This window comes from [Pseudopropionibacterium] massiliense (genome assembly GCF_900607225.1).
Lineage (GTDB): Bacteria > Actinomycetota > Actinomycetes > Propionibacteriales > Propionibacteriaceae > Arachnia > Arachnia massiliensis.
In genome coordinates this window covers 3,118,807-3,142,449 of record NZ_LR027842.1, presented here as the reverse complement: position 1 = coordinate 3,142,449, position 23,643 = coordinate 3,118,807, and the positions used below count along the sequence as shown (strand labels likewise).

Here is a 23,643-nt window from a genome sequence, read left to right as displayed (position 1 = left end):
TGCCCCCTTTCGCGACCACCACCCGGTTCTGCAACCGTGCAGCACACGCCGCACCAACAACCCCCTCCCTGACAAGCACTGTTGCCACGACCCCATGACACCGCCGAGTGACCGGCCGTAGCGGATGGAGGCCGAGGGGTCCTTGACGGATCGACGACTCGGAGACTGGCCAATTGGACAGTCCCATTTCGTCCGCACGACGGTATTGCGCCTCCTGAGATCCACGTAGATTTATTCCTGTCAAGACGACCTGACGAGAAACATCAACGAAGGAGGCGAAAAAATGATCAACCTGCTGGACTTCCAGGAACTCGATGCTGGACAGACCAACGAGGCCGAAGTTGCTTGGAGCATCTTCTCCATCGTCTGCTGACTCAACCCAATCACCAATCAACAACCAACACAAAAAGGAGTAAAACCATGACCGACGTCCTCGCCTACCAGGATCTCAACACCCAGAACACCAACGAGGCCGAAGTCGCCTGGAGCATCTTCTCCATCTTCTGCTGACCCGGCATAACGAACACATGATGAGAATTGACGTGACGCCCGCGTCAGTGGGTATCCATATCCGAAATTCACGCCGGGCGTCACGTCTATTCTACCGAAAGTCCATAGGAGAACAGCATGTCCCCCACCTCCGGTTTTGTTTGCGAATGTCGCAACCTCTACGTTTCACACAACCCTCAAGCCGAGAATCCCAACATGGTACTGCAGGATGTAAATCTCGCGGTCGCTCCTGGTGAAATGGTGTCGATCGTGGGGCCGTCCGGTGGCGGCAAGTCAACTCTCCTGTACACCTTGGCGGGATTCACCCGCCCCTACCATGGGACGACGGAGCTGCTTGGGAGGTGCACCACAAAAGCAAACCAGCGGCAAATCTCCGCTATTCATCGAGCTGGCGTGGGATTCGTTTTTCAGCAGTACAACCTGATCCCATCGCTGCCGACAATTGACAATGTCACCCTGCCCCGTAGATTCGCCGGTCAACGCATTGACAAGAAGTACGCGTCACTCCTTCTGGAGCAGATGGGCCTTGGCGCCGAGATCACAAAGCGAACTGGCGACCTCTCTGGCGGACAGCAGCAACGCGTGGCAGTCGCGCGTGTCATATACTCCCAACCGTCGCTCGTCTTCGCCGACGAGCCGACGGGCGCCTTGGATTCCCACAACGGATCGATCATTCTCGACGCACTGAAGTCCCTGACACAAGCCGGCAGCGCCGTCCTCTTGGTGACCCACGATCTTCAAGCGGCTGCCCGCGCTGATAGGGCCATCACGCTCCGCGACGGACAAGTGCAGCGAATATTCGTTAACCCGACGGCGGATGAGCTGTTCGCCGGAAGCCTGTTAGGTGGCCAACATGTTTGATCTCGCAATCCGCGATACCGTGGAACACCGAAACGTCTGGGCCGGGGCTTTCCTGGTCACAGCCGTGACCGCCATGTTCACGGCTTCGTGCAGCTATGCAATTCTCCTGGGGATGCTTGGCCCTGACAGCGCCTTCCTCACTCCCACGGCGCGCGACGCCCTGCAAGAGGCATCCGCAAACCTGATGGTGCTGTCTGGAATCCCTTCCGTCCTGGTGCTTGGCTGGGTGCTGAACACGCTTGTGTCACAGACTCGTCACACACACAGCTTGTGGCGCCTGGCAGGGGCCAGCCCCCAGCAAGTTGTGCGGATCTTCAGCACCCAGGTAATCCTCGTCTCCGCTTGCGGTGCATTGGCTGGGGCCGTGGCTTCGGTCCCGCTCCATCACACTGTGGCATCCCTGCTGGGACGAGGCACGATCGACGCTTCCCAATCACCGCCGGAGTCCGCCAGGTACTTGGGAATCCTGATTTCAGTTGTAATCGTCGCCGCGTGGGGAATCTTGGCTGGAATTCGGCCCGGTGTTCGCGCATCTCGCACTTCCCCCTTGGCGAGTCAAGCGCCGGATACAGAGGCCCCGGTTCGCGCACGACGCCTTACCAAGCTTCTTCTGTTCGTGGTCCTCGTCCAAGTTCCGCTCCTCTCGCCAATGTTTGCCGTCCCCAGGTCGCAGGGACTTGCCGCGGGATTTGTCACCCTGTTGCCCGCTACTCAGGCTCTGGTCCTCACAGTCGCCCTCGGCGCCCCATATTTCCTAACCCCGCTCATGCGAGCTTGGACATGGCTTCCTGGGCTCACTCAATGGACATCATGGGCTATTGCTCGTCACATCGCCATCACCCGGGTGAACCAATCAAGCGCGACGGTTACTTCCCTCATGGTTGGCATCGGCCTCTTCGGCAACTTCAACATGGTGGTGGCAGCAGCATCGAACGCGCAAGGGACTCCTATCAACACGTTTGACGGCATTCTCATGCTCACCCCTATTGCCATGATCGGCGCTATCGGAAGTACCGCTGTCGTGTTCATGGCCTCCCGTCGCCGGGCGCATGATCTGACATCTCTTCGCATAGCCGGCGCTTCCCCGTTCGCAAGTGTTGCAGTGTTCATCTGCGAAGCTGTCATGTACGTTGTCACCGCGGTCCTGATCGCTCTCATGCAATCGGGCATCGTATTCCTGATACTGACGGCATGCGCCAGCCGTTGGCAGACATCCATCGATTTGAGTGGCCTCGACTTGACCGGAGCCACGGCCGTAGTTCTCCTGGGCGGCTCAGGTACCGTCATGATCATGCTCATGGGCGGGCTTGCCGCTTGGCGCCGACCACTCTCAACCTGCCTGGTAAACGAATGAGAAGAGTGATGATCGAACAACATCACATCGCTACCAGCAGGCCCACCGGGCTCACCTCCGCTCTCCCAGTGGAACGATTGCTGCGCGATGCCTTGGAAACGAGCAACTCCAGGGTCACCCACTTCGCCCGAGAGTCAGTGATCCACAAAGTGGATTTCAATGAAACCGGACGAGCCCCGATCAGCCGTCGAGTGGGCAACCAGTGGGAGTTCCTCGGCGATCTTCTAGCGACGGCTTTCGGCGACTCTGACGGCGATACGCGCGTCCTCGGCGTTCTCCCCTCTCCCTCCGGAGGAGCCCTCCTCGTCCGCGCTTCCCGCCTCGGGGCAGACCATGCCATGACCCATGAAGTGATTGTCAACGGCGCCGACCTGGAAAAAGGCTACTTTCAAGCCGCCGCCAGCAAGGGAGGGCTCCAATGGCAGGACGAGGACACGGTTCTGGCCTTTGTGGCCGCAGATGAGTCAGAATTGACTCGTGCCGGACACCCCCGTGTCGTCCGCCTATGGCGTCGAGGAGAGCCGCTCTCCGAGGCCACGGTGATAGCGGAAGTCCCACAGGATGCTGTGACGGTCATGGCCGAGCATCTTGGGAACGACGCCTACCTCATCACGGAGCAAACTATCTCCGGGCGTCGCTGGCACCTGCGCAGCAGCCGAGAAACCCGAGCTCTGGACCTGCCCCACGGGTCGCAGGTTTGGGCTGGGCGCAACGGTGTCTACGCGAGCCCTGCTACCGGGAGTCACGCCGCTTTCAAGGCTCAGGGGCTCGTCTTCTTTCCTGCGGAGGAGCCCTCGCGCTCAGAGGTCGTGCTTGAGCGCGCGGTCGTGGTCAGCGCAGCTCCCTTTGAAGACGGTATCGCCGTTGTCGTCGTCCGCGACGGTCAAGAATGGCTCATGCATGCACGTCGCACCGACCGGAGCTGGGCGATCGATGATCTCGGACATTGGGGCGGGGCCTGCACCATCATCCGAGCAGACCGGGACCAGGTCGTCACCTCGTTGTCCAGCCCGGCCACGCTGCCGCACACCGTGACCTGCCGGGCTGCTGAGCCCATTCGCGACGTTGCTCCGCGACTGGAGTACCGCGAACTCGGAGAGGCGGCTTACCACTTGTGTCGGACCTCCGGTGCTCCCGCCCCCACGCTGGTGTGCGTCTACGGTCTACGGCGGCTTCGGAGTGAGCGTCAGGCCTGAGTATCGCCCTGAAATGTACGCAGGATGGGTGGCTCACGGGTTCAACCTAGTCCTCGCTCATGTGCGAGGCGGTGGGGAGAAGGGAGTTGCCTGGGCCCTCGCGGGGCAGAAGACGGGGAAGCTCCAAGCCGCTGACGACTTGGCTTCGATCCTGCAGGACCTGACCGATTCGGGCATCTCTGACCCGGCCCATCTGGCCTGCCTGGGCAGTTCCAACGGGGGCCTCCTGGCAGCGCTGACCTGCATACGCCATCCCGACCTCCTGCGGGCGGCGGTCCTGAACAACGCCTTGCTGGATCTATCCGTCATGGAATCCACCTCGGCCGGCCGTGGCTGGCTCGAGGAGTACGGATCGTGGTCGAAGGATTCCGGAGACATGCACGCCTACTCACCGATCCACCAGCTTCCAAGTGACTGCAGCTCGCTGCCGGAGGTTCTGGTCTGCTCGCAACGCAATGACGACAGGATCCCCTTCCAGCGTGCAAGGGCCTTCGTCGACACCCTCACCGGTCGTGGCGGTCAAGCCACGCTCTTGGAAGGTCGCGGTAGCCATCGCGGCCCGACGGATCAAGCCGCAGGCATCGACCTGTTGGCAACAATTTTCCGCTTCCTACATTCCACCATCACCTAGGAGATATCATGCTGAGTGCCGTTGCCCACATGTCCAAACTGGATGCCTTCTACCGTGAGGCATCACAGAAACCCAGCAGCCCATTCACCGTCACTGTACCGGTCGGCTGGCACGTAAAACGGACGGCCGACTGGGTGTTCTACGCGCCCTCGGGTTCCGAACTCCCTGCTCAAGGGTGGAAGGTTCACGTCAGCGCTTGCGCCAGCAAGGCTCAGCAAGTCCTCGACGCCACGGCGGCCATCGCAGTCGACCTCGGCGTAGCTTTTAAACACCTGCCGGACGAGGACAAGTTCCTTTGGCGAAACGGCAAGAATTGCGATCGCCGCCACTCGGGGAAGTTCATAGCGCTCTTCCCGTCCGAGGAACAACTTCCGCATCTTTTGTGCCGGCTGGAGAGTCGCCTCGCCGGGCTGGAAGGCCCCTACATTCTCTCCGACCGGAGGTGGGCACAGGCACCTATCTATCTCCGCTATGGGCTCTTTCGTCCTCACTCGGTAGACGCTGGAGTGCCAGATACTCACCTGCGTGACCCCAACGGAAATGCCATACCAGATGACAGGGCGCTGTCCTTCTCGGTTCCTGGTTGGGCTCCGGTCCCGGATGTCTTGGAATCCTGGCTCCAGGAAGTCTCGGCGGCAAGCCAGGTCGCGTTGCCCTTCACGATCGACAGTGCGCTCACTCACTCGAACGCCGGAGGCGTGTATCTCGGCCGATACGGCGATACACCCGTAATTGTCAAGGAGGCGCGTCCCCACGCCGGTCTCGATCTGAACTGGGCAGACGCAGTGGATCGGCTGGACCGCGAGCGGGAAGTCCTCGAAGGCCTCGAGAACCTGCCCGGGGTTCCGAATGTCCTGTACAGCGGTCGGCACTGGGAGCACCTGTACTTGGTTGAGGAGTACCTCCCGGGGGTCCAGCTCCAGGACTGGATTCACTACAACGAGCCCCGCCAGAGGACTGACCCTCGAACCGGTGACCAGTGGGCTGCATCGTGTCACTCGGTGCTCGTTGCGCTCAGAACTCTCCTGAACACGCTGCACAGATCAGGTTGGGCACACATGGATGTCCACCCAGGAAACGTGCTGATCAATCCCACGACTCTCGACGTGTCCCTGATTGACTTTGAAAACAGCGTCCCCTCCACCGCCCAGCACAGAACCCAGATCATGGCTGCACCGGGTTACGGGCTCCAAGGACTTCACTCGCCCCGGCGGCACGACCTGTACGGGTTGAGCCGGATCGCGGCGTCGATGCTCTGGATCTCCCGCTCGGAGAGCGCGGTTGAGCCCAATCACCTGCACACAGTGCTTGACCTGGCACGACACGATCACGATCATCCGTGGCTGCGCCCAGGTTCCTCCGCCACCGATGCCCTGTTGGACGAGATCGAGGATATCTCGCGCGAGGTGGCCGGAATCGAGGGCTCAGTGATCACACCCATTGCTCCTGTGTGCGCCTTGAACCGCGTCCCGGATCGTTCCTGGACGAGGGAACTGAGGAACGGCCTCATCGCGGCAAGTGCTCTTCACCATCAGACGGGCAGGATCTATCCCGTTCACTATCGAGGCCTCGAGGAAGATTGGACCGGCATAGCCAGCGGCGATGCCACCATCGCACGGGTTCTTGGTGCCTCGCTGCCCAGCTTCCCGACCCCCAACGCCCGCCATCTCGGTCTCATGAACGGTCTGGTTGGCGACCTGCTGGCCCTGGAGAAGGACTTTCCTCACGAGACTGCCGAGGTGGTCCGCACCAAGCTCGAGGCTCTCCTGGCATCGGGGAATCACTCCGTGTTCTCAGGACTTCCGGGCATCCTGCTGGGACTCACACGGCTGCGTGTGGTCAAGGAGGATGGAGAGCTATCCACCCGCGTCGCTGAGGCGGTGGAGTCGCTCGCCCGCCGGTACATCGCAGATCCGGAATTCATCGTCGTATCGAAGATGAATCGAGGCAACGATCCTCGCATGCAGAGCACAGGCCTGCTGTACGGCAATCTCGGTCTCGCCTGGGTGTTCAATACCGCCCTTCGCCAGCCCGGTTTCCTGAGAGAAGTCGACCTGCTGGAGAAGGCCTGCACCACGGCCCTGGCTCGCGAGTTGGCGTCCTACATCGAGCAGGATGGCAGCTTCCTCGCCGATCAAGGGACGAGGGGCTTGCCATACCTCGCAACCGGCAGCGCTGGCTTCGGGGTGCTTCTCCCGCGAGTTCGAGAAGACCTCTGGCCCGAAGGTCTCAGGTCGTGTCTTCCAGGGCTTCGCAAGGCTTGCGACGCACTGGGGTCCATGTTCGCGGGGTTGTTCAACGGTTACGCGGGCCTGCTGCTCGGATACGCCGGCCTGACTCGGTTGCTGGATGAGAACCCAGCCGCCGAGCAAGCTCAGATGCGGCTTCGGAGGAGTCTTGAACGCAACGCGGTCGGCCTGACCTCTGCCACCGACTCACCCGCCGCAATGATCTGTGGGGATGGCTGGCGCCTCAGCGGGGATGTGGCCACCGGGACAGCGGGCGTACTTGTCGCGTTGCGGGCGCTGGAAAACGCCGATGAGGACCTGCTGGGCTGGATTTTCGAGGAGGATCCGCGATGACAGCCGCACCGGCACGCGCCTACGACGGGGATACCAGCACAATTCTCATGACGGCCTCCGCCGCCGGTTATTCCACGCCGAGGCGCTCAGCTGTCAAATCACAGTCCCCGCGCCACGACCCACTCTTCCGACTTTGGTTCGCCGCGGACACCTCACAGTTGGCGGCACGGGTGCTCACGTCAGTCGCCCTACCCCTACTGGCAATCGCCGTGACCACTTCCTCCAGTGCCGCGAGCCTGGTAGTGGCGGCAGGTGCGGCTGGAACAAGCATGGCCCTCCTGCCCGGCGGGATGATGGCGGACCGACTCGAGCGTGATCGGCTTATCGGCACCTTGGCCTGCTTGACGGCAGTTGCGTACTGCCTGATCGCGGGGTTCGAGTCCTTGCGTTCATCTGTCAGCCTGGTCTGGCTCCTGGGCTTCGTCTTCTGTGCCGCGGTCTTCCAGTCCATGGCAACCCCCGCGTTCTCCGCGACGCTCAAATCGCTAGTACCGGCAGACCGATTCGCCGCTGCGGCAAGTCTCTCGGAAGGACGGTCAGCTGCCCTTGGCTTGGCAATTCCCGCGGCGGGCGGCGTTCTCTACACGTTGGGAAGCTGGGTACCCTTCCTGGCCGCGGCGCTCGCGTCGCTCTTGGCGGCCTACTTCTACCGACGGCTTCCACGACGAAATACCACCGCTGCGGCGAAAGTTCCAGCTGAACATCAAGGTTTCTGGTCGGGCATAGGCTTTGTGATCCGAACCCGCACTCTTTGTGCGTTAGTACTTACGGTCACCGTCGTGAACTTCGCTGCATCGGCGGTCATGATTGCCACGATCTTCCATCTGCGCTCGCAGGGAGTCTCCGCCGCCGTGGTGGGACTTTCCACCTCCGCTCTGGCGGTTGGGTCGATGTGCGGAGCGGTGGTCGCGGCCGTCGTGGTGCCCCGCGTCCGTGGTGGGGTGCTCATCGGATTCTGCCTGGTGTGGCTCACGGCGATGATCCTGCCGATCGGAATAGTTGCAAGCAATGCTTGGGCAGTGATCGGCCTCATGGCCCTGGCAATCCTTTCCGCACCCGTCCTCAACGCCGTGATCGGCGGCTACCTGGTGGCGAAGGTTCCATCAGAGCTCCAGGGCCGGGTCGACAGCGCAGTGTCATTCCTTGGATCCGTGACGACACCCTTGGCGCCTCTGGTTGCAGGTTTCGCCCTGGACATCGCTGGATACCCGGGCGCCGTGGCATTCTGCGCTGTCCTGGTCCTGGGGGCAGGCATCCCAGCGCTCACCTGCCGGGGCGTTCGCAGCATCCCTCGCCCCGAGGCGTGGGGCTCGCTCAGCTGATTCCGCCTGTCAAACCTACCGAGGAGTTTCCCGGCAATCCCTCCGATCAGCGTTGCAATCAGCAGCTGCTGGGTTAGCATGTGATATGGGTCAGGGTAACCACATGGGAGGCTAACGGTGGCATCGCTTCAACCTCATATCACGGTTGGTATCGTCGACGACGAGGCCTTCGTTCGAAGTGCACTACGGGTGTACCTCAGTAACACTGAGGATATTGAGGTCATCGGCGAGGCGGCCGGCGGTACCGAAGCACTCTCGATGGTTGAAAGCAGCAATCCCGACGTCTTGCTCCTCGACCTTCAGATGCCTGACCTTGATGGAGTCGAGGTCACACGCCGTCTCCGGGAAAAGGGGTTCACCACACGGATAGTTGTGGTCACCGCGCATGTCGATGATCAGTATGTCACCCCAGCCCTGCTGGCCGGGGCCAGCGGCTACATCGTCAAGGACTCCGAACCACAGAAGATTGTCCAGAGCGTGTGTGACGTAACGAGAGGGGAACTTGTCATCGACCCACAAGTGATCCGCTACCTGATCGACGCTGCAAGCCGTTCCACCCCAGCAAAACACTCGGGCGTCTCCGCGGTCACCGAGCGCGAGAAACAGGTACTGCAGGAACTTTGTGCAGGCAGCAGCAACAGCGAAATGGCAAGCCACTTGTTTCTCTCGGAGTCCACGATCAAATACTATCTGTCAAATCTCATGAGGAAGTTCCAGAGTCGAGACCGTGTGCAACTGATAGTATCGGCATTTCGTGCAGGGTTGGTCGCGTGAGAATTAGGACTTGACATGGCGCTAAGTGGCGCATCGCCTGGGCTGCGCTTTCCGCGTTCCCTGCTCCACGATCCGGTCCACCAGCTACCACGTAAGATGTCGTGGGCTCTGTCAGTCATCACGGCGGCCGGAATGCTGGATGACGCCAGGTCTCTCTTGACGGACGTGATGACGGGAGTCTCTCCCTCCTCGGCACTCATCCGCCTGTTCATCCTCGTGGGCTGCGGGGGAACCGGTTTGGTTCTAGCTTTCAGACCCTCCTGGGCTCCGGTACCATTCGCCCTCCTGGTGGGCGGAACAGCCCTGATGCCCAACTCCAACAACCTGAATCTCGTTGCACTCTTCCTGATGGTACTGGCAGCGATGCTGCTCGACTGGATCAGGTTGCTCAGCATGGTCCTCCCGTATCTGGTGATGCGAGTAACCTTCCACGCCGATGCGAGCGCCTTCTGGGAACCCGTCGTCGGAATCGTCTCAGGCATCGCACTCGGCAGAATCGTGTGGGTTCTCCTCACCCGCAAGGAGCGCTCGGAGCGCGAAAACGAGCAACTGATGCGCGAAGCGAAGGAACGAGAGGAAGCCGCAGCCATACGTGCCGGGCTCATGGAACAACGTTTCACCGCGCAACGCCGGGAATTGACACGGGAGCTGCACGACGTCGTGGCCCACGAACTCACCAGAATCTCGATGCTGGCAACACTCGCCCAGACAACACTCTCCCCAGAAGAAGCCGGCCCTGCTTTCGGGGAGATAGCAACTGTTGCTCGTGGCGCCCTGGGGGAGATGCGACATCTGGTGTCGATCATCAGCGTGGATGAACCCCGAGGACAGCGACAGGACTCACCCCCCGCGCCGGAGCTCGACCTCGACGAGCATCTCGCGCGTGCGGAAACATACTTGAAGGACGTGGGATTTCGTGTCGAGGTTTTCCGTGATCTTGCGGATGATGTACCCGGTTCCCTGCGCCACGCAGTCGGAGCAGTGCTCCGAGAGGCCAGCACCAACGTCGCCAAACACGGCGCCCCGGGTGGCACTTGCAACATCGCACTGTCGACCCGTGACGGGCGGCTCCACGTCGAGGTCCAAAACCAGGTGGCCTCGTCTCCCGATGTCCCCCGCATGCCCGATTCGGGGCTCGGGATCGATCTCCTCGAGGCCCGTGTGGCAGCCTTGGGTGGCAGGCTGGAGACCGGCAGCCGGGACGGTGTGTGGACCTTGACCGCGGTGTGGGAGCGGTGATCCACCTCGTCACGTTGTGTCAAACGTGTGGTTGTTCAGTGCATGGAGGCTTGTACACAGGTGGGAGCATCGGCCAGCGCAATCCTCCGGTGAGGGGATTGCGGCCAAGGGCACGGAGGCCCTGTGCGTCCCGAACATCAGCGCAGCCGGAAAGGCGAGGCAGTGGGCCAGCGCACCAGTCCAAGATCCTGCGGGTTTTGGCCTGGGCCGGCTTTTCTGGGCGTTCGCGTCGGCTGTCACCGCCTGATACCCGCAATTCCCGGCGTTGAGGTGCATCCCTTGAGACACCACAGGCACCGATTCACACGATCCGGTCAGCGGATGAAGACGGGGGCATCGGGTGTTGAGCGCTGCTCGTCGTAGGTGTACCCGTTCTCGGCGAAGCCGGGGAGTTTTGCTGCGGAACGGACCCGGTTGCGGACCAGCCAACCGGCCATGGCGCCGCGGGCGCGCTTGGCGTGGAAACTGACCACGCGGACGGTGCCGTTCCGGTCGCGGTCCTCGAAACGCGGGGTGATGATCCGCGCGCCGAGACGGTCGGCGTCGACGGCGGCGAAGTACTCCTGCGACGCCAGGTTGACCAGCACCTTCGCCCCGGGGGAGGAGGCCAGGTCCTCGCGCAGCAGGTCGGTGATGCGCCCTCCCCACCAGTCGCGGAGGTTGCGGCCGCGGTCGGTGGCCAGGCGGGTGCCCATCTCCAGGCGGTGCGGCTGAATCAGGTCGAGGGGACGCAGCAGCCCGTAGAGCCCGGACAGGATCCGCAGGCTCTTCTGCGCCTCGGTGAAGTCGCGGGCGTCGAAGTCGCGGGCGCGCAGCCTCTGGTACACGTCGCCGTTGAAGGCCAGCACCGCCGGGCGCGAGTCGTCGGGGGTGTGCGGGGCGGTGAAGGTGCGGTAGCGCGTCGCGTTGAGGTGGGCCAGGTCCTCGGAGATGCGCATCAGTGTCGCGATGTCGCCGGGCGATTTGGTGCGCATGATCTCGATCAACCCCTCGGCCTCGTCGATCAACCGCGGCTCGGTGTGCCCGGTGGCGGTGACCGGCGAGTCGAAGTCGAGTGACTTGGCGGGGGAGAGGACGCTCAGCATGCCCTCATTGTCGCCCATCCCCTCCCCGCTGGTTGAGCCGACCTGCTCGCTCTGCGAGCTGGTCGTGTCGAAACCATCCTGCGCGTGTCCGGGGTCTCGTGGTCGGGTTTGTTGTTCGGGTGTCGGGTGGTTTCGACTCGGGACGCTCGTTCCTCGCGTCCCGGCTCAACCAGCTTCAGGAAGGGTTATGAGAGCATTTTCAACAAGATGAGAAAGCTCTCACGTCAGCCTCATCGTTTGCTTCTTTTCGGTTGCGATGCTCTTCCCAGTCCCGGGAAACGGGACCGGAGAGAAAGGCAACGATCATGGCGGAAACCTACCGGGTGCTGCTGTACAGCCACGACTCCCAAGGCCTGGGGCATGTGCGACGCAACCTGGCCATCGCCCACAACCTGGCCCGGCGCCTGCCGGGAGCCGTCGACGCCGACGTCGCGGGGCTCCTGGTCACCGGGCTGGCTCCCGCATCACGCTTCCCCCTGCCCGAGGGCTTCGACTGGGTCACCATCCCCGGCATCACCAAGGGCCGCGACGGCTACCGGCCACGCAACCTGTCCGGCGCCACCGGCGACCTGATCAAACTTCGCTCCCGGCTGCTGCAGGCCACCCTGCTCGGTTTCAAACCCGACCTGGTAATCATCGATCGCCACATCTACGGCGTCTGGTCCGAGCTGCGGGAACCCCTCATGTGGCTTCGGGAACAGCATCCGGCCGTGCGGGTGGTGCTCGGGCTGCGCGAGGTCCTCGACGAACCCCGCGTCGCCGCGGCGGAATGGGAACGCCTCGGCGACCCCGACCGGCTGCGCGACCTCGTCGACGAGGTGTGGGTCTACGGCGACCCAGCCGTCCACGACCCCGTCGCCACGGGCGAGGCCCCGCCCGCCCTGGCCGATCGCATCCGCTTCACCGGCTACCTCGCCCACGACCGCCGCGTCAGCGACCACGGCGAACCGTTCAGCCCCGCACCCTTCGTGCTCACCACCGCGGGCGGCGGATCCGACGGCCACGAGCTGCTGCGCGCCGCCGTCGCCATGCGTGTCCCGGACGGGTACGAGAACATCGTCGTCACCGGGCCGCAGCTCGACGACGCCAGCTTCGAGGCCATCGCCGCGCAGGCCGCCCCCGGCACGCAGGTGCACCGCTCCTGGCCGGGCCTGGGTGGCCGGATCGCCGAGGCCGCCGCCGTGATCTCCATGGGCGGCTACAACACCGTCTGCGAGATCCTCGCCACCGACACCCCCGCGCTCGTCGTGCCCCGCGAGACCCCGAGGCTGGAGCAGCTGATCCGCGCCGAGGCCCTCCGCGACGCCCGCGCCCTCGACGTGATGCGCACCCCGCAGGTCAGCCCCGAAACCCTCGGGGCCTGGGTGAGAGGCGCCGTGACACGCCACGTGGACCGTTCCCACATCGCCCGCGACGGCCTGGCGGCCACCGCCGGTTTCGCCGCCGACCTGCTCAGCGACGCCGACCACGTGGAAAGGCAGGTCGTGGCATGACCCGCATCGGATACGTCCTCAAGGTTTACCCGCGCTTCTCCGAGACCTTCATCGTCACCGAGATCCTGGCCCGCGAGGCCCAGGGCGACTCCTTGAGCATCTACGCGCTGCGTCCCACCACCGACCCCCGGTTCCACCCCGAGATCGCGCGGGTGCGTGCCCGGGTCTCGTGGGTGCCGCGCCCCGCCAAGGCCAGCGAGTTCTGGGCGCAGCTCAGCGACTCCCTGCGCCACGAGGACCTGCGGCGCCGCTTCGCCGGGCTCGCGCCCGACATCGCCGGCCTGCCCGCCGACGAGGTGGCGCAGGGAATCTCCCTGGCCGCCTCCGTGATCGACGACGGCATCGACCACCTCCACGCCCACTTCGCCTCCCTGGCGGGCCGGATGGCGTGGCTCGCGTCCCGGCTGACGGGGGTGCCCTACACCATCACCACCCACGCCAAGGACATCTACCACGAGTCCGTGGACCGCGACTGGCTGCGGCGGATCTGCGGCGACGCCGACCGGGTGATCGCGATCAGCCGCTTCAACGAGCGCCACCTGAACGAGGTCCTCGACGGCACCGGGGCCAGGGTCTCCCTGCAGTACAACGCCCTCGAACTGGAACGCTTCCCCTACCGCGACCCGATCCAGCCCAGCCTTCCGCTGCGCATCGCCACCGTCGGGCGGCTCGTCCCGAAGAAGGGTTTCGCCGACCTCATCGACGCCGTCGCGGCCCTCGACATCCCCTTCGAACTGGACATCGCGGGCAGTGGCGAGCTGCACGACGACCTCGCCTCCCGCATCGAACGCCTCGGCCTGGGGGATCGCGTCCGCCTGGTGGGGCCGCTCACCCAGGACGAGGTCTCGGAGCTGATCCGCGGCTCCCACGTCTTCGCGGCCCCCTGCATCCCCGCCGCCGACGGCAACATCGACGGCCTGCCGACGGTGGCGCTGGAGGCGATGGCCCTCGGCACCCCGGTGGTCGCGACCTCCGTCAGTGGCCTGCCCGAGGTGGTGCGCGACGGCCTCACCGGCATCCTCATCGAACCCGGGGACGTCGCCGCCCTGACCCGTTCCCTGGCCGAGCTGGCATCGGGCCGGGTGCCCGTGGTCACCCTCGCCCGCAACGCCCGGGCGCTGATCGAGGAACAGTTCAACAGCCGCCGCCAGGCGGCAACGCTCTCCGCGTGGGAGGGAGGAAACCGATGAGAATCGCCTACGTCACCGTCGATCCCGGAATCCCCGTCTTCGGCACGAAAGGTGCCTCCGTGCACATCCAGGAGGTGGTGCGGGAACTGCTCCGCCGCGGACACGACGTCACCGTCCACACCACCCGCGCCGGCAGCGACATCCCCGACGACCTGGCCGGCCTGGAGGTGATCGAGACCCGCATCGACGCCGACGACCCCGGGGCCAGGGAACGCGCCCAGCAGGAGACCTCCGCGCGGATCGCGGCGCGCATCATCGCCTGCGGCGCCGACCTGGTCTACGAGCGCTACTCGCTGTTCAGCACCGCGCTCGCCGAGGTGGCCGACGCCACCGGGGCAGCCGGGATCCTGGAGGTCAACGCCCCCCTCATCGAGGAGCAGCGCACCCACCGCGTGCTCGTCGACGAGGAGGCCGCCGGGAACGCGCTGACCCGTCAGGTGGCGGCCGCCACCGCCACCGTCGCGGTCTCCGATCCCGTCCGCGACTGGGTGCGGGAACGCACCGGCTCGGAGAGCGTCCACACCGTCCCCAACGGCGTCAGCATCACCCGCATCGTTCCGCGGCCCGAGGACGTCGGCGACCCGGTGGTGACCTTCGTCGGCACCCTCAAACCGTGGCACGGCGTCGCCGACCTGCTGGCCGCCGCCGCCCTGGCCAAACGGCCCTGGAAGCTGCGGATCATCGGCGACGGACCCGAACGGGCCGCCCTGGAGAACCAGGCCGCGGCCCTCGGGATCGACGTGGACTTCCGCGGCGCCGTCGCCCCCGCCGACATGCCGGGGCAGCTCGCCGGATCCGCCATCGGAGTGGCCCCCTACCCCGATCTCGGCGGCGAACAACAGCAGTACTTCTCACCCCTGAAGGTCTACGAATACCTGGCGGCCGGGCTGCCGGTGGTGGCCTCCGCCGTCGGGCAGCTGCCGCAGATCCTCAGTGAGCTGGGCACCCTGGTGCCACCCTCCGACCCGGCCGCGCTGGCCGCCGCCATCGACACCCTCGCAGCCGACCCCGTGCTCCGCGGCAGGCTGGGGTGGCGGGGACGAATGCAGGCCGAGGAGAAACACAGCTGGGCCGGTGCCGTCGACCGCATCCTCGCGCTGGCCGGCGACGGGAACTCCGATGGCTGACCGCGACAAACCCTCGATGCGGCGCAGCCTGAAGCTGGTCGCGCCCGACGTCGCCCCGCACCGCACCCTGATCCTGTTCGGGGTGCTCGCGCTGCTGCTGGAGGTGGCCTTCCGGGTGCTGGAGCCGTGGCCCCTGAAGATCGTCGTCGACGCGGTCACGGCGTTCCGGGGCGCGAAGGTCTCCCACCAGCCCGCGAGCGTCGAGCTGCTGATCGGGTGCGGTGTCGCGCTGCTGCTGATCGTGGGGCTGCGTGCCCTCAGCAACTACCTGGCCACCATCTGTTTCGCGCTGGTCGGGTCGCGGGCCGCCACGTCGCTGCGGGCCCGCGTGTTCCGGCACGTCCAGGGCCTGTCCCAGCAGTTCCACGCCCGCAACCGCAGCGCCGACACCGTGCAGCGGATCGTCGGGGACGTCGCCCGGATGCAGGAGGTCGCGATCACCGCCGGGCTGCCGCTGATGGCCAACGTCGCGACGCTGCTGGTGATGGTGGTGGTGATGTTCGTCCTCGACCCGCTGCTCGCCGGCGTCGTGCTGGTGGCGATCGTCGCATTCGCCGTGACGTCGGGCCCGACGTCGCGCAAGATCACCGACGCATCCCGGCAGACCCGCAAGGGTGAGGGGCAGCTGGCCAACACCGCCCAGGAATCCCTCGCCTCGATCCGCGTGGTGCAGGCCTACGGGCTGGAGGGCATGGTGGAGCAGAACTTCACCTCCGCGAACCGCACGTCGCTGCGGGAGGGGGTGCGGTCGCGCCGCTACGCCGCCCGGCTGGAACGCGCCACCGACGTCATCGTCGGCCTGGCGACCGCGATCGTGCTGGTCGGCGGCGGGCTGCGGGTGATGCAGGGCGCGATGAGCCCCGGCGACCTGGTGCTGTTCACCACCTACCTGCGCACCACCATGAAACCGCTGCGGGACATGGCCAAGTACACGGGCCGCATCGCCCGGGCCAGCGCGTCGGGGGAGCGGGTCGCCGACCTGATGGAGATCACCCCCGACGTCGTCACCCCCGACATGCCGGTGCGGCCCGGCGTCGTGACGGGCGCGGTGCAGTTCGACCGGGTCGTCACGCAGTACGACGGCGTCGAGGTGCTGCGCGGCCTCGACCTGGACATCCGGCCCGGCGAGCGGGTGGCGATCATCGGGCCGTCCGGGGCGGGCAAGTCCACCCTCGTGTCGCTGCTGGTGCGGGCCATCGACCCCGTCTCCGGGTGCGTGCGGCTCGACGGGCACCGCCTGACCGACCTCGACCTGACCCAGCTGCGCGCCAGCGTCTCCCTGCTGCACCAGGAGGCGGTGCTGTTCACCGGAACCATCCGGGAGAACATCCGCATGGGCCGCGCGGACGCCACCGACGCGGAGGTCGAGGACGCCGCCCGCGCCGCCAACGCCCACGACTTCATCACGGAACAACCCGACGGCTACGAAACCGTCGTGGGGGAACGCGGCGGCACCCTCTCCGGCGGCCAGCGGCAGCGGATCGCGATCGCCCGGGCGCTGCTGCGCTGCTCACCCGTCGTGGTGCTCGACGAGGCCACCACCGGCCTCGACCCCGAGGCCGCGAGCCTGGTGCTGGACGCCATCGACCGCCTCGCCGCGGGCCGCACCACCCTGGCCGTCACCCACGACGCCGAGGTGGCGCTGCGGGCCACGCGGGTGGTGTGGATCGAGGACGGTCGCATCCGGCTCGACGCCACCCCGGAGGAACTCGTCGCCACCAGCGACGTGTTCCGGGCCTGGGTGCAGGCCAGCGGCCGCGACATGGACTCCATCAGGATCGGAGGTTCGCGATGAACACCGGACAACTCGTCGCCCGCGTGCTCGACCCCGGCTGGCTCAGCGAACAGGCGGGACGACCCGTCCGGGCCGCCCGGCTGCGGATCAAACCCCGCACCTCGCTGGTCGTCGGCCTCGACGACACCGCCGGCCAGCCGGCCGGCTGGCTGCGTTTCCTGTGGCCCATCAGCCACAACAAGGCCGCCCGGACCCGCCGGGAAGCCGGTGAGCTGGGCCTGGAAACCGCCGAACACGAACTCGGGGAGCTGCTGGTGCAGACCGGCCCGCTGCCCGCCGACCCGAAACTGCTGACACGCATCGCAGCTGCCACCGCGGCCGGGAAACTCGGGGCCCGGGAGGCGTCACAGGTGCTGCGCTACAACCCGCTGCGCCGACTCGTGGTGCGCGACGGGACGCGCGTGGTGCGGGTCGCGACCAGCCGGGACAGGGGGGTGGCCTTCGACCGTTTCGTCGCGGGGGTGGTCGAGACCCCCCTCCGTCTCGACGACGGCACCCTGGAGGGCGTCAGCGTCCACGCCTTCACCGGCGACCAGGACCTGGCCGGCCTCCTCGCCGGAAACCCACCGCGCCGGCCCTCTGACGGAAGCCGGTTGAGCCGGCCTGCGAGTGATTCTGATGGAAGTTGGTTGAGCCGGGCTGCGAGCGAAGCGAGCGGCCCGTGTCGAAACCATCCCGCCACTGACCGCGATCCTACCCAAAGCACCCCCGATCCCATCCGCGCCGCAGGGGCGATGCTCGCCCGGCTCCACGCCGCCGGGGTTCCTGACGACCTGGCCCGCTCGCTCGCTCTCCGCGCCCCCGACCCCGTCGCCCAGGGCCTGGCCCACGCCGCCCTGCTCGACGAACTGGCCCCCGGCCTGGCGGAGCGGATGCGCCGGGTGGTCGCGCGGTTCCCTGGGGCGGCCTCCGCGATACCGGTGCTGTCCCACGGCGACCTGTCACCCGACCAGGTGCTCACCACCCGCACCGGCGACCGGGTGTGGCTCACCGACTTCGACCGCGCCTGCCTGGCGCCCCGCGCCGTCGACCTGGGCTCCTTCCTCGCGGTCCTGGGCGACGACGCCTTCCTGGACGGCTACCGCGACGGCGGCGGCCAACTGCCCCCCGGCGACCAGCTGCGGCGAGCGGTCGCGGCGTCGCTGATCCTGCGGGCCGCCGACTCGCTGAGGCGCGCGTCCCGCGACTGGGAGCAGGAGATCTCGGCGCATCTCGATCGAACACTGGAGGTTGTGACGTGAAGGCCCTGTCAACGGTTCGTGCGCTCAACGGAATACGGCGCGCCTGGCCGGGACGCAACGGCTCGATCACCTTCGAACTGGCGGCCCCCGCGGGCAAGCTCCGCGCCGGATCGGCCAACCGGGCAGGGGAGGTGTGGATCACCGGCTACGCCTCCGACCCGAAACTCCCGGAACTGACCCCCGACCTCGTGGGCAGGCTCGTGGTGCACCGGCTCCACCGCCGCGCCGTGGTGCTGACCCACGACCGGGCCGTCAAGTTCACCCGCCGGGGACGCGCCAACGCCGTCGCGGTGCAGTCCTCGCAGGTCGCGGAACTGTGCGACGGCTCCGGGATCGCCGCGGCCCGGGTGCTGACCCACTCGCCGTCGCGGGTGGAACTGGCGCTCCTGCCCGGCCGTACCCTCCACGGTCTCGGCGGCGATGCGCTGCCCGGGTGGCGGCGTTTCGCCGAGACCTGGCCCGGCCTGGTTTCGCGGCCCGCCGGGCTGCCGGAACACACCGGCGCCGACGAGGCCAACGTGCTGTGGCAGTGGTTCGAACGCGCCCGGGAACACCGGGCGCTGCCGCTGCTGGACCGGCTCGGGGCCGAGGTCGTGGGAACCTGCCAGCAGCTCACGTCCGGTGACGACGGCACCCGGGTGCTCACCCACCGCGACCTCCACGACAAACAGCTCCTGTGGGACGGTGACGCCCTCGGCCTGCTGGACCTCGACACCGCGGCCCGCGGCGAAGCGGCCCTCGACCTGGGGAACCTGTGGGCCCACGTAGAACTGCGACACGCCCAGGGAAGCCTCGGCGCGCAGGATCGCGACCACGTCCTCGAACTGCTGCTGGGCGACCTGGCCGCGTCCCTGCCCGCCACGCCGGGTCGCCTCGCCGTCTACCACCGGGCCGCGCGGCTGCGGCTCGCCTTCGTCTACGCCTTCCGGCCGCGGTCGGCCGGCTGGCTGCCCCGCTGGGTGGAGGAAACCCTCGCGGCCTCCGACACCATCCCCTCGTGAACAGGAGAAAATCATGAAGATCTCGGTTGTCGGCTGCGGCTATCTGGGAGCCGTTCACGCCGCATGCATGGCCGAACTCGGACACGACGTGCTCGGCATCGACGTCGACGGGACCAGGGTGGCGGCGCTGTCCGCGGGCCGGGCGCCGTTCTACGAACCCGGTTTCGAGGAGCTGCTCACCCGTGTCCTCGCGACCGGCAGGCTGCGGTTCACCACCACCCCCGGCGACGACCTGGCCGACGTGGATCTGCACTTCATCGCCGTCGGCACCCCCCAGTCCGCCACCGGCGCCGCCGATCTGCGCTACGTCGACGCCGCCATCGGCACCCTGCTGGCCGGGGCCGCCCCCGGGTCGGTGGTGGTGGGCAAGTCCACCGTCCCCGTCGGCACCGCCGCGAGCCTGGCGGACCGGCTGGCGGAACGGGACATCGCCCTGGTGTGGAACCCGGAGTTCCTGCGCGAGGGATTCGCCGTCGCCGACACCCTCCGCCCCGACCGCATCGTCTACGGCCTGCCCGCCGACCCGGCACGCGCGGAGGTGGGACGCGCCCGGCTCGACGAGGCCTACGCCCGGCTGCTGGCCGACGGCATCCCGCAGATCGTCACCGACTACGCGACGGCGGAACTGGTAAAGGTGGCCGCCAACTCGTTCCTGGCCACCAAGATCAGTTTCATCAACGCGATGGCGGAGCTGTGCGAGGCCACCGGCGGCGACGTCACCGCCCTGGCCGAGGCCCTCGGACACGACGACCGCATCGGCCGGCGGTTCCTGGGGGCCGGGGTCGGGTTCGGCGGCGGCTGCCTGCCCAAGGACATCCGCGCCTTCGTCGCCCGCGCCCAGGAACTCGGCGTCCACGACGCCGTCTCCTTCCTCCGAGAGGTCGACGCCATCAACCAGCGCCGCCGCGACCGGGTGGTCGATCTGGCCCTGCGCAGCCTCGGCGACCAGCTTCCCGGGTCGAGGGTCACCGTGCTCGGGGCGGCGTTCAAACCCAACAGCGACGACATCCGCGACTCGCCCGCCCTCGACATCGCCCACCGCCTGCACCTGCTCGGCGCGCAGGTGAGCGTCACCGACCCCAGGGCCCTCGACGCCGCGGCCCGCCGTCACCCGGACCTCGTCGCGGAACCCGACACGCGACGCGCGCTGCGGGACGCCGACCTGGTGCTGCTGCTCACCGAGTGGGACGACTACGTCCAGCTGGACCCGTCCGAGGCCGCGACCTGGGTACGTCGCCCCGTCATCATCGACGGCCGCAACGCCCTCGACCCGGCCCGCTGGCGCGCCTCGGGCTGGAACTACCACGGCCTGGGACGGTGAAGTTGGTCGTGTCGAAACCATGGTGACCCGGGCTGGTTTCGACTCGGACTGATCTTTCGTCGCGACCCGGCCCGACCGGCTTTCAGGGGATGATGAATGGGCGAGAATGAGGGGATGAGGAGGTTTCTGCGTCGCGGCGGGTTCACGATCCGCGCCAGGTTCATGGTCGCGCTCGTGCTGGTGGCCGGGATCGCGCTGACCATCTCCGGAGCGATCGTCGGGATCCTCCAGAACCGGTATCTCTGGGAGACCACCAGGAACCAGCTGGAGCGCGTGGAGGGAGAACTGGCCGCGTTGGTCACCAAGGGGGTGGACCCGGACACCGGGGAACCGTTCAACTCCGCCCCCAAGGTGTTGGAAACCTTCATGAGCCGCAGCGTCATCAGTCCCGACTCGGGGGAGGCGGGGTTCATCGATGGTGTGCACCAATTGGTCGCCCCCTCGGACGTGGAACTCAGACCCGAGCAGGATCCCGAGCTCCTGGCGGCCGTCGCGGACAACCTGTCGGGGGGAGACAACGTCATCAAGTTCGTCCGGACGCCCATGAGGAGCTACAGGGTGCTGGTGGCGAGCGTGATCATCGGCGATCACCGCGCCACCCTGCTGCGCGTCATCGACCTGGATCGGGCGGGGGCCCAGCTGCGGCAGTCCATGGCGTTCTACGCGGTGGCGGCGGTGCTGACGGTGGCGTTGCTGATCGCGCCGACCTGGTTGATCGTCGGCAGACTACTGCGGCCGATCGGGGAGCTTCGGACCGCCACCGATCAGATCGATGAACACGACCTCACCACCCGCGTGCCGGTGCGGGGTCGCGACGACCTGACCGCCCTGGCGAGGGCCGTCAACCGGATGCTGGACCGGGTGCAGGGCGCGGTCGAGGGGCAGCGCCGGCTCCTCGACGACGTCGGGCACGAGCTGCGCACCCCGATCACGGTGGTGCGCGGACACCTGGAGCTGATCGACCACGACGACCCCGCCGACGTCATCCAGACCCGGGAACTCGCCATCGACGAACTCGACCGCATGGGAGTGCTCGTCAACGACCTCCTCACGCTCGCGAAGGCCTCCCAGAGCGATTTCGTGACCCCCACCAGCTGCGACGTCGCCGAACTGACCGATCAGGTGCTGGTGAAGTCGAAGGCGCTGGGGAACCGCGACTGGCAGTTGGAAAACGTCGCGATGGTTCGGGCGGTGCTGGACCCGGTGCGGATCACCCAGGCGTGGCTCCAGCTCGCGGCCAACGCCGTCAAGTATTCCGACGAGGGAACCCGGATCGGCATCGGGTCGCGGGTGGAGGACACGTCGGTGCTGCTGTGGGTGCGCGACCAGGGCATCGGCATGACACCGGAGGAAACCAAGGCGGTGCGGCAACGGTTCGTCCGGACGACGGCCGCGGTGCAGCGGGCATCGGGGTCGGGGCTGGGCCTGAGCATCGTCGACAGTATCGTGGAAGCTCACGGCGGGCATCTGGACATCGAATCCGTGCCGAAGGGCGGATCGGTGTTCACCCTGCGGATTCCGATGAATCCCGCAAGCCCCCACGCAACGCCCATCGGGCCACTCCCGGAGGGTGCTCCCGAACCGAGGGGACCACAACAGTGAGCAGCATATTGATCATCGAGGACGAACCCAGGATCGCTGGGTTCATAGCCAAGGGGTTGAAGTCGGCAGGATTCACCTCCGAGACCACGCCCTCCGGTGAGATGGGGGCCACGCTGGCGGTGCACGGCAACTTCTCGCTGATCATCCTGGACGTCGGGCTGCCGGACATCGACGGGTTCGAGGTGCTGGAACGCATCCGCGGCCAGGGGGTGGCGACGCCGGTGATCATGCTCACGGCCCGCTCGTCGGTGGCCGACCGGGTGGCGGGGCTGGAGGGCGGCGCCGACGACTACATGCCGAAACCTTTCTCCTTCGAGGAACTGCTGGCCCGGATCCGGCTGCGGCTCAGGACCGAACCCGAACCCGCGAGAACAACGGTCAACTACCTGGAACATCGCGGCCTGGTGCTGGACTACCGCACCCGTCGCGCCCAGGTCGACGGCCAGTGGGTGGACCTGTCGGCCCGCGAGTTCACCCTCGCGGAGGTGTTCCTGCGCAACCCGGGCCAGGTACTCAGCCGCGAACAACTCCTGAGCAACGTCTGGGGCTTCGACTTCGACCCCGGCTCGAACATCGTCGACGTCTACGTCTCCTACCTGCGCAACAAACTGGGCAGACAACGCTTCGAAACAGTCCGAGGGATGGGCTACCGCCTGGTGTGAGGAGGTTCCCAAGCTGGCCGTGTCGAAACCTTCTTACACCAAGCTGGTCGTGTCGAAACCATGGTGAGGGTGTCTCCGCGGAGAGATTGTCGATGCTGTTGTCGGATGAGTCTTCGATGGGCGAGCAAGGTCCTTTATAATCGTATGTATATTCGATATAGCTCCTGGGGTATGGCACGGCTATTGCCGCGTTTGGCGGAGCGAATTGTCGTGCCTGCGTCGTCGAGGTTGCCCGGACGTACAGTGCCGGCCGCAGCGTTTGCATTGACTATTGGCCACTCGCGTGACTTTGAGATGCCCCTGAGTAGTTAACGAGTGTTAAGGTACTTGTATGCATTTCGTGCTCAGCTGAACAGCCTTCTCGGGACAAAAGGTGATGTCCCGGTGCTATGATCATGTTGCGCAGTGAAGGGTTGATCGCCAAGTTGATCATTGAAATCAATTTGATGAAATTTCAATGAAAAGATGTGTGGTGACCCGTAAACTCCTAGTCAGGACGATTCGCCTGGCTGGCGATTATTTGTTAAGGGTAGTGAATAAGGTGCTGTGGGCGGGGTGGAGTCGGCAGGAATCTTTCCTGAGTCATGGGCGACCTTGGTGTGAATTTGGCTCAGTGGCCTCGCAGGGGTTGACATGGGCTTGTAGAGTGTGTTGTTG

18 protein-coding genes are annotated in these 23,643 nt (G+C 66.1%); 17 read left to right on the top strand and 1 reads right to left on the bottom strand.

Annotated elements, in window-relative coordinates:
* The first annotated feature begins 627 nt into the window (after positions 1–627).
* The 8 genes from E0E39_RS14025 to E0E39_RS13990 all read left to right on the top strand — a co-directional run bounded on the left by E0E39_RS14025 (position 628) and on the right by E0E39_RS13990 (position 10,469).
* Complete coding sequence (locus E0E39_RS14025) at positions 628–1,371, top strand: ABC transporter ATP-binding protein (protein WP_130875306.1); 744 nt, start codon at positions 628–630, stop codon at positions 1,369–1,371.
* A complete protein-coding gene (locus tag E0E39_RS14020; protein ID WP_130875305.1) occupies positions 1,364–2,725 on the top strand; it encodes an FtsX-like permease family protein in 1,362 nt (453 codons plus the stop codon). Before E0E39_RS14025 ends, E0E39_RS14020 begins: the two co-directional genes overlap by 8 nt.
* Positions 2,726–2,733: 8 nt before the next feature.
* Entirely contained in the window at positions 2,734–3,921 is a 1,188-nt protein-coding gene (locus tag E0E39_RS14015; protein WP_130875304.1) for a prolyl oligopeptidase family protein, read from the top strand.
* Between the two features lie 13 nt (positions 3,922–3,934).
* A complete protein-coding gene (locus E0E39_RS14010) occupies positions 3,935–4,552 on the top strand; it encodes a prolyl oligopeptidase family serine peptidase (RefSeq protein ID WP_130875303.1) in 618 nt (205 codons plus the stop codon).
* Positions 4,553–4,560: 8 nt separating this feature from the next.
* Positions 4,561–7,134: a class III lanthionine synthetase LanKC gene (gene lanKC, locus E0E39_RS14005; protein WP_130875302.1), complete on the top strand. Its 2,574-nt coding sequence runs from the start codon at positions 4,561–4,563 to the stop codon at positions 7,132–7,134.
* A complete protein-coding gene (locus tag E0E39_RS14000) occupies positions 7,131–8,456 on the top strand; it encodes an MFS transporter (RefSeq protein WP_130875301.1) in 1,326 nt (441 codons plus the stop codon). Before lanKC ends, E0E39_RS14000 begins: the two co-directional genes overlap by 4 nt.
* A 117-nt stretch (positions 8,457–8,573) precedes the next feature.
* Positions 8,574–9,230: a response regulator gene (locus tag E0E39_RS13995; protein WP_130875300.1), complete on the top strand. Its 657-nt coding sequence runs from the start codon at positions 8,574–8,576 to the stop codon at positions 9,228–9,230.
* Between the two features lie 306 nt (positions 9,231–9,536).
* Positions 9,537–10,469, top strand: coding sequence for a sensor histidine kinase (locus E0E39_RS13990; RefSeq protein WP_165444817.1), 933 nt, complete (start codon positions 9,537–9,539; stop codon positions 10,467–10,469).
* A 314-nt stretch (positions 10,470–10,783) separates the two neighbouring features.
* Here E0E39_RS13990 and yaaA read toward each other — a convergent pair whose 3' ends face one another.
* Positions 10,784–11,554 carry a peroxide stress protein YaaA gene (yaaA, locus tag E0E39_RS13985; protein WP_130875298.1) on the bottom strand — a complete coding sequence of 257 codons (771 nt, stop codon included), beginning with the start codon at positions 11,552–11,554 and terminating at the stop codon, positions 10,784–10,786.
* 305 nt (positions 11,555–11,859) lie between these two features.
* On the opposite strand from yaaA, the gene E0E39_RS13980 reads away from it, so the two are divergent.
* The 9 genes from E0E39_RS13980 to E0E39_RS13940 all read left to right on the top strand — a co-directional run bounded on the left by E0E39_RS13980 (position 11,860) and on the right by E0E39_RS13940 (position 22,986).
* Positions 11,860–13,047, top strand: coding sequence for a glycosyltransferase family protein (locus E0E39_RS13980; protein WP_130875297.1), 1,188 nt, complete (start codon positions 11,860–11,862; stop codon positions 13,045–13,047).
* Positions 13,044–14,237, top strand: coding sequence for a glycosyltransferase (locus E0E39_RS13975; protein ID WP_130875296.1), 1,194 nt, complete (start codon positions 13,044–13,046; stop codon positions 14,235–14,237). The genes E0E39_RS13980 and E0E39_RS13975 overlap by 4 nt, the downstream gene beginning before the upstream one ends.
* The gene (locus E0E39_RS13970) at positions 14,234–15,364 is read left to right on the top strand and encodes a glycosyltransferase family 4 protein (protein ID WP_130875295.1); all 1,131 of its coding nucleotides are present in this window, start codon (positions 14,234–14,236) and stop codon (positions 15,362–15,364) included. Before E0E39_RS13975 ends, E0E39_RS13970 begins: the two co-directional genes overlap by 4 nt.
* Positions 15,357–17,159 (top strand): ABC transporter ATP-binding protein, encoded by a 1,803-nt coding sequence (locus E0E39_RS13965; RefSeq protein ID WP_207302513.1) that lies wholly within the window; start codon positions 15,357–15,359, stop codon positions 17,157–17,159. The genes E0E39_RS13970 and E0E39_RS13965 overlap by 8 nt, the downstream gene beginning before the upstream one ends.
* Positions 17,156–18,400, top strand: coding sequence for a phosphotransferase family protein (locus tag E0E39_RS13960; protein WP_130875294.1), 1,245 nt, complete (start codon positions 17,156–17,158; stop codon positions 18,398–18,400). The genes E0E39_RS13965 and E0E39_RS13960 overlap by 4 nt, the downstream gene beginning before the upstream one ends.
* Positions 18,397–19,401, top strand: coding sequence for a phosphotransferase family protein (locus E0E39_RS13955; protein WP_130875293.1), 1,005 nt, complete (start codon positions 18,397–18,399; stop codon positions 19,399–19,401). Before E0E39_RS13960 ends, E0E39_RS13955 begins: the two co-directional genes overlap by 4 nt.
* 13 nt (positions 19,402–19,414) lie before the next feature.
* Positions 19,415–20,722, top strand: a complete 1,308-nt coding sequence (locus tag E0E39_RS13950; RefSeq protein ID WP_130875292.1) for a UDP-glucose dehydrogenase family protein — start codon at positions 19,415–19,417, stop codon at positions 20,720–20,722.
* A gap of 114 nt (positions 20,723–20,836) precedes the next feature.
* Entirely contained in the window at positions 20,837–22,324 is a 1,488-nt protein-coding gene (locus E0E39_RS13945) for a sensor histidine kinase (protein ID WP_245988343.1), read from the top strand.
* The gene (locus tag E0E39_RS13940; RefSeq protein ID WP_130875290.1) at positions 22,321–22,986 is read left to right on the top strand and encodes a response regulator transcription factor; all 666 of its coding nucleotides are present in this window, start codon (positions 22,321–22,323) and stop codon (positions 22,984–22,986) included. Before E0E39_RS13945 ends, E0E39_RS13940 begins: the two co-directional genes overlap by 4 nt.
* Positions 22,987–23,643 lie beyond the last annotated feature (657 nt).

What these genes read in the sequence shown, in the direction of transcription:
- E0E39_RS14025 (WP_130875306.1), top strand. Translation starts at nt 628, where the DNA reads ATGTCCCCCACCTCCGGTTTTGTTTGCGAATGTCGCAACCTCTACGTT.
- E0E39_RS14020 (WP_130875305.1), top strand. Translation starts at nt 1,364, where the DNA reads ATGTTTGATCTCGCAATCCGCGATACCGTGGAACACCGAAACGTCTGG.
- E0E39_RS14015 (WP_130875304.1), top strand. Translation starts at nt 2,734, where the DNA reads ATGATCGAACAACATCACATCGCTACCAGCAGGCCCACCGGGCTCACC.
- E0E39_RS14010 (WP_130875303.1), top strand. Translation starts at nt 3,935, where the DNA reads ATGTACGCAGGATGGGTGGCTCACGGGTTCAACCTAGTCCTCGCTCAT.
- lanKC (WP_130875302.1), top strand. Translation starts at nt 4,561, where the DNA reads ATGCTGAGTGCCGTTGCCCACATGTCCAAACTGGATGCCTTCTACCGT.
- E0E39_RS14000 (WP_130875301.1), top strand. Translation starts at nt 7,131, where the DNA reads ATGACAGCCGCACCGGCACGCGCCTACGACGGGGATACCAGCACAATT.
- E0E39_RS13990 (WP_165444817.1), top strand. Translation starts at nt 9,537, where the DNA reads ATGCCCAACTCCAACAACCTGAATCTCGTTGCACTCTTCCTGATGGTA.
- yaaA (WP_130875298.1), bottom strand. Translation starts at nt 11,554, where the DNA reads ATGCTGAGCGTCCTCTCCCCCGCCAAGTCACTCGACTTCGACTCGCCG.
- E0E39_RS13980 (WP_130875297.1), top strand. Translation starts at nt 11,860, where the DNA reads ATGGCGGAAACCTACCGGGTGCTGCTGTACAGCCACGACTCCCAAGGC.
- E0E39_RS13975 (WP_130875296.1), top strand. Translation starts at nt 13,044, where the DNA reads ATGACCCGCATCGGATACGTCCTCAAGGTTTACCCGCGCTTCTCCGAG.
- E0E39_RS13970 (WP_130875295.1), top strand. Translation starts at nt 14,234, where the DNA reads ATGAGAATCGCCTACGTCACCGTCGATCCCGGAATCCCCGTCTTCGGC.
- E0E39_RS13965 (WP_207302513.1), top strand. Translation starts at nt 15,357, where the DNA reads ATGGCTGACCGCGACAAACCCTCGATGCGGCGCAGCCTGAAGCTGGTC.
- E0E39_RS13960 (WP_130875294.1), top strand. Translation starts at nt 17,156, where the DNA reads ATGAACACCGGACAACTCGTCGCCCGCGTGCTCGACCCCGGCTGGCTC.
- E0E39_RS13950 (WP_130875292.1), top strand. Translation starts at nt 19,415, where the DNA reads ATGAAGATCTCGGTTGTCGGCTGCGGCTATCTGGGAGCCGTTCACGCC.
- E0E39_RS13945 (WP_245988343.1), top strand. Translation starts at nt 20,837, where the DNA reads ATGAGGAGGTTTCTGCGTCGCGGCGGGTTCACGATCCGCGCCAGGTTC.